The organism is Leptotrichia sp. OH3620_COT-345 (assembly GCF_003932895.1).
Lineage (GTDB): Bacteria > Fusobacteriota > Fusobacteriia > Fusobacteriales > Leptotrichiaceae > Pseudoleptotrichia.
In genome coordinates, this window is the sequence record NZ_RQYW01000004.1 from 77801 (window position 1) to 90344 (window position 12544).

Genomic DNA, 12544 nt, shown 5'->3' on the forward strand with positions numbered 1-12544 from the left:
GGAAATAAACCTATGAAAAACAAAGTTTTAATGATGATACTTCTTGGTATTGTCATATCGGGAACTGCCGTTTTTGCAGCAGGAACAAAAAAAAGTACTACCAAAACAAGGAAAACCACTGTGAAAAAAAGACGTGAACCTCAAAACACAAAAATAAAATATAAAAAAGCAACTAATACAGCTCCTCAAATTACTTTTGTAAAAGCTGAAGAAATAGTTCTCACTCATGCAGGATTGGATAAAGAAACTGCAAATGTCACAAAAATTTTAATGGAACAACGTGATAAAGTACTTGTTTATAAAATAGTCTTCCATTCAGACAGTAATGATTATAACTATCTTATAAGTTCAAATGGAGGAAAGATACTGAATTATTCTCAAATGAGCAGAGATTACCTTATATCAAACAAGGACTTTATAGGAAACGAAAAAGTTTCAGAAATTATTTTAGGGAAAATAGAAGGAGCTAAAAGTTCCGATATATACGAAATAAGAATAGAAAATGAAAATGATTTACCTATATATAAAGGACGTGCAATTTATAACGGAAAAGATTACAGATTCACTATTGATGCTTTAAAAGGAAATATTTTAAAATCAGAAGAAGCTGTATTCAGTTCTTTTTAAAAAGGGAGGAAATGAAATGAAAAAAAATTTTTTAAGTACAGGATTGCTCGCAATACTTATATTGGGGGTAATTATATACACGAACATTTATGCAGACAGCTACAAAGAAAATAAAGTAAGATTTTCTAATGCAGATATAAAGATTTCTGTAGAAAAAGCAAAAAAAATTGCTCTTTCCCATTCAAAAGTAGCCGAAAAAGATGCAAGAATTTCAAAAATAAAGTTAGATAGAGAAAACAAAAAACTTGTTTATGAAATTCAATTTTACACTGACAAAAAAAAATATGATTATGATGTTGATGCGAATACAGGTGAAATATTAAGTTATAGTCATAAAAACTTAAGAAATACTGATAAACTGTATTCTTCAAAAAAAATGAGCAGTCATTTGGAAATGAGTGAAAAAAACTATATTGGAGAAGAAAAAGCTAAAGAAATCGCTTTATCAAAAATTCCGGGAGCAAAAAAAAGCCATATAGTAAAACTACATCTTGATCGTGAAAAAGGTAAAATTGTCTATGAGGGAAAAATAATTTATAATTATACTGAATATGAGTTTGATATTGATGCCGTTACAGGTGAAATATTAACTTGGGAAGTAGATAGAGATTAATTTTATTTATTTTTAAATTTTTTAAATATTTATTAAACAAAAAATCGATATTATAACTGTATTTTTATAATCATTTTTACCATCTTTGAAATAGATTAAATATATAAATTCCCTAATCTTCTATTATATTTATGACACTTCAAAATGGTAAATTCTGATAAATAATAATATTGCTTAGTATCGATTTTTTATTTTTGTATTGAAAAAGTTACTTAATATATTGTAAAATGAAAATATAAAGTTTAATATTTTTTATTTGTGACTTCTATTAAATAACTGAAAACTTTATCATATTTTATTTTCATATTTTTTATATTGGTTATAAAAATATATTTATTTATAAAATTGAGTTTATTTCTATAATTTACGTCTTTGAAGTATACTTCATAAATTGAAATAAATTATATTAATAATTTTATGAAAGGAAAATTACAATGACAAATAAAAATTATCATCTGTTTATTATTATTTTATCTTTTATTTTTACTCTCTCTTTTTCTTATGGACTCACAAAAACAAAGAAAACGGTTCCTCTATCTTCTTATATTTACGGAATTACCGTAGATGACAGTTGGAACGGAAAAACCAAAATGCAACACATAATTACTGCAATTAAGGCTATGGATGTGAAACCCACTGTACGTATTGTTATGTCAAAAGAAATATCTCCTGAAAAATATAAGAAATTGTTTGAAGAAATTCATAAAGTGGCTTATATTATGGCTACTCCTGTAGATTCGTATGATATGAAAAAATATGACATTCTTAGTTATTTAAAAAGATTTAAAGACTCCTATGAAGCTTTATCCGAGTATACAGATCTATGGGAAATAGGAAATGAAATAAATGGAGAAGGTTGGCTCGGAAAAAATCCCGAACTAATATCGAAGAAAGCTTACGCCGCATTCAGATATATTTCAAATAATAAAGCAAAAACTGTTCTTACCGCCTATTATTCAGCTCCCGGCGAGCAGCAAATTTCTATGGATAAGTGGCTCATAAAGTATATACCTGATGATATGAAAAAAAATCTGGATTATGTCCTTGTAAGTTACTATGAAGATGACAATAACGGATATCAACCTGACTGGAAAAAAATTTTTAGAAATCTTGAAACTATTTTTCCAAATTCCAAACTTGGAATAGGTGAATGCGGCAATACCCATAAAAAAGCCACAGTCGAAAGTAAAATAAAAATGGTTCGTCATTACTACACTATGCCTAAATATGTTAAAAATTATATTGGAGGATATTTCTGGTGGTACTGGGTTCAGGACAGTGTTCCTCATCAAAAAAATAAAGTGTGGGAAGAAATAAATAAAAGCATGAAATCTTCATAATTTTTGAAAACTCCAATTTCAAAGAGCTTGTTTCATAATTGAAAAATTTACTTGTTTTGAGTATAAAACCTATCTCATAAGATATAAAATTATATTAAATCATAAAATTTATATATATTTAATTTCATAAATTTTAGTAAAAATAATAATTTTTAATTTTTTAAAATATATATTATTTATAAATAAAGAATTATTCTTAAATTATGAAACAGCTCATATTTTATATTCAAAAAATTCTCATATAAATATTTTATCTCTTATCTGTCGGCTTCATTTAATTTTTTATATATTTTTATTATCTTAGTAATTCATTGATATTATTTATCAATTTATTTTTTTATAATTTCTTTTCTGGATTTAATTCATGAGTCCAAAATATTTTTCTTATATTTTTGGAAAAATACCAAACTATTTTTTCACTGATTTTATAAAAATATATAAAATTAGCGATTTAATGTACTTTTTCATTTTATAAGACAGAAATTATAATTATTAAAATAATGAAAAATAAGAAAATATCTTATGTCTGAAAAAATAGTAGTCTTTATAATTTAAATATTTCGGTTAAAATAAATTAATTATAGATTATTATTCTACTGAATAAATTTACAATATATTCAATATAATGAAGAAAAAAATTCAATGAATTTAAAAATCCGTTCTTTTAAACCCAAAGAATTTTCATATCTTTTTATTATATTAATATTTTCTCAAAATTAAAACATGCTTTTAATTCCTTAATTTTTATATATTTTACATAAATATAAGTTTGATTAAAAATAATACTCCTAATATTACCATAATCATTGATACACTTCTCTTTTCATCTTTTTTTGCAAATATATTATAGAAAAGATTTATTAATACATAAGACAATATTCCTAAAGTAAGTCCGTCACCTATGCTGTAAGTTAAAGCCATTGTAGTTATAGTTATAAATGCAGGAAGACCTTCAGTTACATCATGCAAATCTATCTCCTTTAACGAACTTAACATAAGATATCCTACATATATAAGAGCAGGTGCTGTTGCACAGGCCGGTATTGAAATAAATATAGGTGAAAAAAACATTGCAACAAGAAACAGAACTCCCGTTGTAACAGCCGTCCAGCCTGTTCTTCCTCCTGCCATTACTCCCATTGAGCTTTCTACATAAGTTGTAACTGTCGAAACTCCCAATAATGCTCCTACTGTTGTCCCTAAAGAATCAGCAAGAAGAGCTCTCCCCACATTAGGCACTTTTCCATCTTCATCAAGCATATTGGCCTTTGAACATACTCCTATAAGTGTTCCCAGCGTATCAAAAAAATCTACAAATAAAAATGTGCATACTATTACAAAAAAGTTTCCAATATTTTTAAGATCGAAAAATATTGAAAAATCTATTTTTCCGGCAATAGGTGCTATAGATTCAAACTTAAATATTCCTTTCGGAAGATAAATCTGTAAGTCAGCTGCCGCTTGTGGATTAATAAACGCATATATCCATGCAATAAGGGAGCTCACTGCTATCCCGTATAATATAGAACCTCTTATTCTTTTTTTATCCAGTATTGCTATTATGAATAATCCTATTGCCGCAATTCCTACTGCCGGAGTCATTTGACCCATGCTTATTTTTGTAGCTTCATTTGCTACTATCAAACCGCAACCTGAAAATCCTATAAAAGCAATAAATACTCCTATTCCTCCGGTAACAGCATGTTTTATATTTATAGGAATAGAATTTACTACAGCTTCACGTATTTTAAATAGAGTAAGGAATATAAAGATCACTCCTTCTATTAGGACAGCTGTCAATGCCGTCTCCCAACTTATTTTTCCTTTCAATACTACAGTAAAGGCAAAAAAAGCATTAAGTCCCATTCCTGAAGCTAGTGCAAAAGGTAAATCCGCTATAAACCCCATTAAAAAACATCCTATTGCCGCTGCAAGGCAAGTCGCCGTAACAAGTGCTCCCGCATCCATCCCTGTTTTAGAAAGAATATTCGGATTAACAGCTATGATATAAGCCATTGTAAGAAATGTAGTCAATCCGGCAAGAATTTCCTTTTTCATGTCTACATTTTTTTCCGCCAATAAAGGAAACACTCTATATATTCCCTTTAAATTCCGTTCCCTTGGATTAATCATCATTACCTCCCGATTTTTTGTATTTTATTGTCTATTATAAACTAAACCTCTATTTTTATCAACTTTTCTTTTAATTTTTTCCATATATTTTTTTAAAGAATAATATATTGATTTTTCCTTATATCTATTATTATATTTTAAGAATTCAAAACTTTTCCAGCTAGTAAAAGGAGTATAAAGACATCAATGAACTTTCATAAAAAAATGAAAAAAATAAAAACTTCGACATTTTCATTTATTGAATACATTAATTTTTTCAAAATTTGTCGAAGTTTTATCGTTATTTAATAAATTTTTTCAATTCTCTTTCAGATTTTTCCCTTATATAAAGTTTATTTCCTTTTTGAGCCACTTCCCTGTAAAGGTTTTCAGCCTCTTGAATTTTTCCTGCTTTTTCCTTGATAGAAGCAAGATCATATTTTAGAGAAAGTTCAAGACGTTTTGATACTTTCATTCTAAGGGTTCTTTCAAGTATCTCTATTATTTCCTCATATTTTTCTTCTTTAAACAAAAGTAATTCAAGATACTTAATTAAATTCTCCATTTCTATACGTTTGTTTTTATATTTGAATTCATTTTCATATATTTCCCTGCATTTACTGTAAATTTCAGCGGTTTCATCCTTCCTGTTCAGATTGTATAGAGCCAACATAAGATTATAATAATATATGACTTTATCCGCTTCGGCTATTGCAGTAACTCCTGATATTTCAACATCTGTTAAATAATCATAAGCCTTTGCAATTTCTCCTCTTGCAAAATATCCCAGAAAAAAATTCATTTTCATATAATGTCTGTATTTTTTATTTTTTACGCTGTTATACTCATTTTCGGTCAGTTTAATAAATTTTTCCGGTTCCAGTTCCTCTTCAAGAATATTCGTGTACTTTTTGTAAAAATATCTAAATATTCTTGTTTTTATTTTTAAAAACAGAATATCCCCGAGTACAAAAGAACCCGCAATTACGAGATATGTTCTCAACGGATTTTCCGTTTGAAAGGAAAACAGCATAATAAGTAAAATAGCAGGTATTAAAAAGCAGAAATATAGGATTAAAGTTTTTCTATAAATACTCATATTTTCCTTCCTTTTTATCCGTTAGTTTTTTCAATAACCTCATCAATTACTTCATCAATGTCTGAAAATATTCCATGTTTTTTCAGCATATACATAGCAAGCAGCATAAATATTGTTGTAGGTATTACTATATCAAAATATCCGAATCCCGCTCCCATTCCAAGACCTGCCGTAATCCATATAGTTGCTGCTGTCGTTATCCCTGATATTGTATTTTTTGAATGAAGTATAACTCCTCCTCCTAAAAAACCTATTCCTGAAACTATTTGTGCAGGTATTCTCGCAGTATCAACTTTAAGAACTCCTGCTATTTCAGGATTCTTCATTGCCAGATTAAGTACATTTTCATCTATTTTACTTTGTATCATAACAATTAATGCCGCACCTAAACAAACTACAAGATGAGTCGTTATACCGGCAGGTTTTCCACTTTTTTTTCTTTCATTTCCTATAAGTGCTCCTATCAGCCCTGCTGCTAAAATTCTTATAATTATGTCTTCTATTTTCATTTTTTATCCTTATTGAATGTTACCAATACCCTTTCTATTTTTTTATCCTTAACCTTTTGAGGTTTGAATACAATTTCATTTATTATTACAGGCTCTATCTTTTCATTATCTTCAGGAATATATCCTATATGCTCTATAAGCAGACCGCTTAATGTATCATAATGCTTTGACTCCAGTTCTATATGGAAATAATCATTTATATCATTAAGGGAACGTTCCCCACTTATAAGATATTTATAAGGTGACAGACGTTTTATTGAGGAATCTTCATCATCAAATTCATCGGATATATTTCCCATTACTTCTTCTATAAGATCTTCCAAAGTCACTATTCCTGAAAAACCTCCATATTCGTCAATGAGTATGGCAATATGTTTTTTTTCTATTTGAAGTTCATTGAACAGTTCGTTTACGTTTTTAGTTTCAGGGACAAAATATGCTTCCTGAATAATATCTTCCAACCTTATATTATCAAAGCCTTTTTTATATGCCTCCATCATCAAATCTTTCGTAAAAAGTATTCCTACTATGTTGTCAGCTTCATTTTCATATACAGGAATTCTTGAATATTTACCGAACTCTTTCTTTTCAAACAGCTCTTTTATTGACATATCCTTATCGGCAAGAAAAACCTTTGTTCTCGGTATCATTATTTCCCTTGCTATTTTTTCATCAAATTCTATAATATTGTCTATCATTTCTTTTTCTACATCATTTATAATTCCGTGTTCTCTTCCTACCTGAACCAGTGACCTTATTTCCTCTTTGGATACCTGCTCTTCCAAATTATCTTCTTTCATTTTCAGTATAGTCAGTACAGAATTTGTTGATAATGTAAGAATTTTTACAAAGGGAGAAAATATTCTGGAAATCAAAACTATTGTTCCGATTGATGCAAGTGCCATTTTCTCAGAAGACCTGAGAGCTATCCTTTTAGGAATAAGTTCTCCGAAAACAAGAGTAATATAAGACAGCACTAATGTTATCAATATCATAGAAATCTGATTTCCGTAAGGAATTCCGTTCTTTTTCAAATATATCGAAAAATACTGTGCTAATCCGGTTGCTGCCGATGCCGAAGCGAAAAATCCTGCAAGTGTTATTCCTACTTGTATTGTTGATAAAAATTTACTCGGTTCTTTTAAAAGATTTTCTAATAGCAGAGCTTTCCTATCTCCATCTTCCACTAACATTTTCAGCCTGTTTTTATTAATTGAAACTATTGCCATTTCGGCACCGGAAAAAAACGCATTTATCCCTGTCAAAATTGCAATTATTAGAAATTGTAAAAATATACTGCCTCCGGTCGTTGTATCCACGATAGATTTTTCCTCCTATTTCCTTAAAAAATATTTTAAAATTTATTATCTCTAAAATATTTTTTTATTTTCTTTCATACTTAAATTATACTATATTTATTTCAAATATCAATACTAATTTTCTTAAAATTTCCTTTTAATTTTTAATTCATTCCTAAATATGCCGCTCCTATTATCCCTGCATCATTTCCCAGCTGTGCAGGCAATATTTTAAGTCCCTCAATAGTAGAACTCAAGGCATATTTTTTAAGCTTTTCATTTACTTTGTCAAATAGTATTTTTCCTGCAAGGGAAACTCCACCTCCTATGACTATTATTTCAGGATCAAGTATATTCAGCAAATTTCCAAGTCCTAAAGCAATATATTCAGCTTCATAATCTACAAGATTTAATGAAAATTCATCTCCTTCTTTTGCAGCATCAAATATGTCCTTTGCTTCAAGGCTTCTTCCCATTGAAGTAACTTTTTCATAAAGTTTGTTATTTTTATGAACAGTCAGTCTGCTTTCAGCTTCCCTTATGAGACCTGTAGCTGAAGCATAAGCTTCCCAGCAGCCGTTTTGACCACAACCGCAAAGTTTACCTTCTTTTTCAACTTTAGTATGACCTACTTCTCCCCCTGCTCCATTTTTACCACTTACAAGTTTTGAATCAGTAATAATTCCTCCTCCAATTCCTGTACCTATAGCAAGACCGAGTACATTTTTATAACCTTGTGCCGCACCTTTCCACATTTCTCCTAAAGTTATGACATTTACATCATTATCTACTTTTACTTTTTTGTTCAGATGTTTTTCAAATTCTGCTGCAAGATCTACCTCTCTTGGCCACGGAAAATTTGCCCAAAATTTTACTACTCTTTCTTTCACTACAGGACCCGGTACTCCCAATCCTACTCCTTTAACATCATCAAAGTTGATATTGCTTCCCTTAATTTGTTCAATTAATATTTTGGACAATCTTTCAACAGTTTTTTCAAATCCCTCCATAGATTCAGTTTTTACTATTGTTGTAAAAATTATGTTTCCACCTTCATCAACAAGACCTATTTTTGTATTTGTCCCCCCCAAATCCATACCTACATAGTAATTCATAAAAATATGACCTCCTTGAAATTTCCTGTCTATTATTATATTTTGTTTCTTACTACTTAGTTTACCTTATTTATGGAAAATTTTCAATCACTATAAAATTTTTTAACTGTCAAAAAATATAATTTCATAATAGAATTACCGGTTTTTAGAGAAAAATATCTAATAATTTTTTATATTTATTTTTATTTTAACTTTTCTTCATCAATTAAATCATACTTCAAATATATTTTTTTTTCAAATTTTTTTCCTTCCATTTTTTTCAGAAGAGCTTCAGCGCTTTTTTCTCCCATTTTTTCAAAAGGCTGCTTTATATGTACTATTTTACTTAAAGCCATATCAAGGAGCTGTGTTCCGTCAAAGCTTGCAACAAGTATTTCTCTATTCAATTTTTTTATTATTTTTTCTGCAAATACGGCATAAAAATCACTGTTCAGAATAATAGCATCAATTTCCATATTATTTTCAAGTTCTTTTTTAAATTGCTCTAAAAAAATACTTGTTTTTTTAGAATCCATTTTTTTATAAAATTTTTTTACATTTTTTATGTTTTTTTCTTTCAAATATTTAATGTATCCCGCCAAACGTCTTTTAGATGTTCCTGTAGGATCTTTCCAAGTATAATATACAGGCTTTTCTACTTTTTTTATTTCATACAGATACCTAATTAGTCTGTACATTGCCTCTGACTGATCTATCCCTACAGTTTCCAGAGTGTCATCATCATAATATTCGGAGCATGTCATTACATTGTATTTTCTGTTCAACTCAACATAATCCTGCTGATTAATTGACGATGTAATAAATATTATTCCGTCAATTTTTTTTGTTTCCAGAAAATATATGTATTCCTTTATATCATCTGCTCCACTGTATCTTCTGTCGAATTTATTATGAGGAATATGTATCATCCCGCTGTATCCGTTCCGTTTCAGATAATCCAGTACTCCCTTTATGATCTGACTGTAAATTATATTCGTAATATCCGGAACACATATCAAAATTACTTTGCTTCTGTTTTCACGCAATATTTTTGCATTTATATTCGGAAAATAATTCATTTTTTTTATTACAGCTCTTACTTTTTTTTCAGTTTCAAAAGATACTTTTTCACTTTTATTTAAAACTCTTGATACCGTTGCTACTGAAACTCCCGCTTTACACGCAACTTCTTTTATATTCATAATTCACCTTATTCCAAGTCCTGTTATTTTTGTATTGAAATTATTTTTTTAATTTCTTTATATATTCTGAAAGTAATGACGGCCAGTCTGTCTGGATAATATTTATGCCTTTATTTATAAGAACTCCCCAACTTTTTTCAAATCCTTCAAGTATAGCTTTATTGTCGTCATATCCTGCATATAGATTAGTCACATCATTTAATTTTATAGAATTTACCCATATAAAATATCCCTCACTTTGAAGCTTTTTTATGTATTCATCTTTAAAAAATACAGATTTTTCATTTTCGGCTATAAGTTCAAATCCTACAGCATTTACTTGCTTATAATACAACGTCAGTTCTACATCTTTTTCCGTCTTAACTATAGGCATATACATATATTTTACTTTATGTTTTCTAAAAATCTCAAAATATTCCTTTTTAGGAGCACTTTTTATTATCAACTGTTTTTTTATATCGTATTTATCAAAAAATATAAGTAAATCTTCAAAATACTCCCATGCTCTGTCAATATTTATTAACACATCTTTTCCTTCAAAATATTTTAAAACTGTATCCAGTCTTTCGATTTTATATCCTGTATTTTCTCCTATACTGTTATTAAAACTCTTTTTTTCTATTTCTTTTGAAGACATTTCCTTTATATTTTTTCTCTTATTGAGAAGCCTTTTTTCATTTCCGTCATGAAATGCATAATAAATCCCGTCAATTGACTTTATAACATCTATTTCTATTATATCGCCTCCTGACAGTAGCGATGCCTTGTATGCAGGCAGAGTATTTTCAATTATGTTTCCTCCTGATGTTCCTCTATGTACTGCTATAAGGATTTTTTTTTCATTTATTTTTTTGTTTAATAGTTCATTTATTGTTGAATATTCTTTTTTGCCAAACATTTTTTCTTTTTCCAATTTTTTTCACCTTTCTTAAATAACTATATACATAATTTTTATTTTTCTCTTTCATTTCTTCCGTAGATGAAATATAAAGTCGTTGAAGCTATTATCATCAGTACTACCGAATAAACAAGGGCAATAGCCTGAGTGTCCTTTAGTGTCTGTGTAGCATCGGTACTGCTTCTTATAACAATTCCAAGCGTTCTTAACAAAGGATGATACAGAAATACCGTTAAATCATAATCTGCAAGAAGACTGTTGAAATTTAATGCAAGAATTGCCATAGTTGACGGAAGGATGATAGGGAAAATAACTTTTCTGAAAGTATAAAAAGTATCCGCTCCCAAACTTGTAGCTGCTTCTTCCAATTCATTATCAATACTGAAAAATGTAGCTTTCAACATTCTAAGTGAAAACGGTATTTTTACTATTACATAAGCAATAAGTAAAATCCACACCGTTCCTGTAAGTATATTTCCAAAAACGAGAGGATTTTTCCTATCAAAAGCTGTAATAAGTCCTATTGCAATTAATGTTGCAGGTAAAATCCAAGGAATAAGCATTACATATTCAAGTATTAGCGACCATTTATTTTTATACTTGTGAAGTATTCTTGATACTGCCAATGTTAAAATGACAACTATTACTGAAGCTCCTGCCGAATAGATAATACTTGTAACAAAAGGTTTCAGTACTGTTATATTTGAAAACACATCGATATAATTCTGTAAAGTAAATCCTGTTATAACTCCTGTAGATATACTCTTGGAATTTGTGAATGAAAATAATATGACAAAAATTACAGGAATTATATATATAAGAAAAAGTATATATGCCACTATATGTACTAAAATATTAATAACCGGATTATTTATTTTCTGTTTCACAATTACTGATTTTGTTTTGGAAACAGACATAAAATTCCCTTTCTTTTCGAAATAAATCATAAAGGACAATAAAATCAAAGTGGCTATTCCAAGTACCAATGCCAGAACTGCAGCCAAATCCCTTGAAGTTACGGTTTGAGAAAAAGTCAATATCATAGGACCTATAGTCTGAAAGTTTTTCCCTCCAACAATCAAAGGTGCTGATGTTGCTCCAAGCCCTGTAATATAAAGTAAAACTGTAATAGCATATATTGTCGGTTTCAGTACAGGAAGAACTACTTTACGTAATATATAAAACTGAGATGCTCCCATATTTTTTGCCGCTTCAATTGTAGAGTAATCTATTTTTTTTATAGCATTTGAAAGAAATATCACATGATTTGAAGTAACGGCAAAAGTCATAATAAATGCCACGGCTCCGTAGCCTTCAAACCAGTTCGGATTCATTCCCGGAAATATTTTAACTAATGTCCCTGTTATTATACCGTTTGCTCCATATACAAATTTATATCCTGAAGCCAGTACCACTCCTCCATATATAAGTGTAGTCATGTATCCTAATTTTAAAATTTTTGCACCTTTCACATCGAAATAATCTATGACAAGAACTAAAAATATTCCTATAAAATTAACCGTGAACAGCAATGTCGTTGCTAATATAAAACTGTTCTTCAAACTTTTCACAGCTCGTGGAGATGAAAAAAGTTTCTGGACAGAATCAGTTTTAAAAGTTCCATTTTGAAAAAATATAACTTTTAATATGTTCAGATTGGGATAAATTAAAAATGTAATTGCAAACCATATAATTAAAACATACATTATATATGAAAAAAGTTTTGGAGACAATATTTTTTTATTTTTCATT

The 12544-nt window shown here is 28.9% G+C and carries 11 protein-coding genes; 3 read left to right on the top strand and 8 right to left on the bottom strand.

Annotation, left to right across the window (positions count from 1 at the left end; translation table 11 throughout):
• Positions 1-12: 12 nt before the first annotated feature.
• The 3 genes from EII29_RS03675 (at position 13) to EII29_RS03685 (ending at position 2580) form a co-directional block, all read left to right on the top strand.
• Positions 13-627: a PepSY domain-containing protein gene (locus tag EII29_RS03675; RefSeq protein ID WP_125236193.1), complete on the top strand. Its 615-nt coding sequence runs from the start codon at positions 13-15 to the stop codon at positions 625-627.
• 16 nt (positions 628-643) lie between these two features.
• Complete coding sequence (locus EII29_RS03680) at positions 644-1240, top strand: PepSY domain-containing protein (protein WP_125236194.1); 597 nt, start codon at positions 644-646, stop codon at positions 1238-1240.
• Between the two features lie 434 nt (positions 1241-1674).
• On the top strand, positions 1675-2580 hold the full coding sequence (locus EII29_RS03685) for a hypothetical protein (RefSeq protein ID WP_125236195.1): 906 nt from the start codon (positions 1675-1677) through the stop codon (positions 2578-2580).
• 753 nt (positions 2581-3333) lie between these two features.
• On the opposite strand, the gene EII29_RS03690 is transcribed toward EII29_RS03685, so the two are convergent.
• From EII29_RS03690 to EII29_RS03725, 8 genes are all read right to left on the bottom strand, one after another.
• Positions 3334-4713, bottom strand: a complete 1380-nt coding sequence (locus EII29_RS03690; RefSeq protein WP_125236196.1) for an NCS2 family permease — start codon at positions 4711-4713, stop codon at positions 3334-3336.
• Positions 4714-4993: 280 nt separating this feature from the next.
• Positions 4994-5791, bottom strand: coding sequence for a hypothetical protein (locus EII29_RS03695; RefSeq protein ID WP_125236197.1), 798 nt, complete (start codon positions 5789-5791; stop codon positions 4994-4996).
• Positions 5792-5805: 14 nt separating this feature from the next.
• Complete coding sequence (locus tag EII29_RS03700; protein WP_125236198.1) at positions 5806-6300, bottom strand: MgtC/SapB family protein; 495 nt, start codon at positions 6298-6300, stop codon at positions 5806-5808.
• Entirely contained in the window at positions 6297-7619 is a 1323-nt protein-coding gene (locus EII29_RS03705; RefSeq protein ID WP_125236199.1) for a hemolysin family protein, read from the bottom strand. The genes EII29_RS03700 and EII29_RS03705 overlap by 4 nt, the downstream gene beginning before the upstream one ends.
• 143 nt (positions 7620-7762) lie before the next feature.
• Positions 7763-8713 (bottom strand): ROK family protein, encoded by a 951-nt coding sequence (locus EII29_RS03710; RefSeq protein ID WP_125236200.1) that lies wholly within the window; start codon positions 8711-8713, stop codon positions 7763-7765.
• A 182-nt stretch (positions 8714-8895) separates the two neighbouring features.
• Positions 8896-9894, bottom strand: coding sequence for a LacI family DNA-binding transcriptional regulator (locus tag EII29_RS03715; protein ID WP_125236201.1), 999 nt, complete (start codon positions 9892-9894; stop codon positions 8896-8898).
• Positions 9895-9934: 40 nt separating this feature from the next.
• Entirely contained in the window at positions 9935-10807 is an 873-nt protein-coding gene (locus tag EII29_RS03720) for a glycerophosphodiester phosphodiesterase family protein (RefSeq protein WP_125236202.1), read from the bottom strand.
• Between the two features lie 38 nt (positions 10808-10845).
• On the bottom strand, positions 10846-12543 hold the full coding sequence (locus tag EII29_RS03725) for an iron ABC transporter permease (RefSeq protein WP_199726017.1): 1698 nt from the start codon (positions 12541-12543) through the stop codon (positions 10846-10848).
• Position 12544: the final 1 nt, after the last annotated feature.

Bases quoted from the DNA above. Each gene is read 5' to 3' on its own strand.
- EII29_RS03675 (WP_125236193.1), top strand. From the start codon at position 13: ATGAAAAACAAAGTTTTAATGATGATACTTCTTGGTATTGTCATATCG.
- EII29_RS03680 (WP_125236194.1), top strand. From the start codon at position 644: ATGAAAAAAAATTTTTTAAGTACAGGATTGCTCGCAATACTTATATTG.
- EII29_RS03685 (WP_125236195.1), top strand. From the start codon at position 1,675: ATGACAAATAAAAATTATCATCTGTTTATTATTATTTTATCTTTTATT.
- EII29_RS03690 (WP_125236196.1), bottom strand. From the start codon at position 4,713: ATGATTAATCCAAGGGAACGGAATTTAAAGGGAATATATAGAGTGTTT.
- EII29_RS03695 (WP_125236197.1), bottom strand. From the start codon at position 5,791: ATGAGTATTTATAGAAAAACTTTAATCCTATATTTCTGCTTTTTAATA.
- EII29_RS03700 (WP_125236198.1), bottom strand. From the start codon at position 6,300: ATGAAAATAGAAGACATAATTATAAGAATTTTAGCAGCAGGGCTGATA.
- EII29_RS03710 (WP_125236200.1), bottom strand. From the start codon at position 8,713: ATGAATTACTATGTAGGTATGGATTTGGGGGGGACAAATACAAAAATA.
- EII29_RS03715 (WP_125236201.1), bottom strand. From the start codon at position 9,894: ATGAATATAAAAGAAGTTGCGTGTAAAGCGGGAGTTTCAGTAGCAACG.
- EII29_RS03725 (WP_199726017.1), bottom strand. From the start codon at position 12,543: ATGAAAAATAAAAAAATATTGTCTCCAAAACTTTTTTCATATATAATG.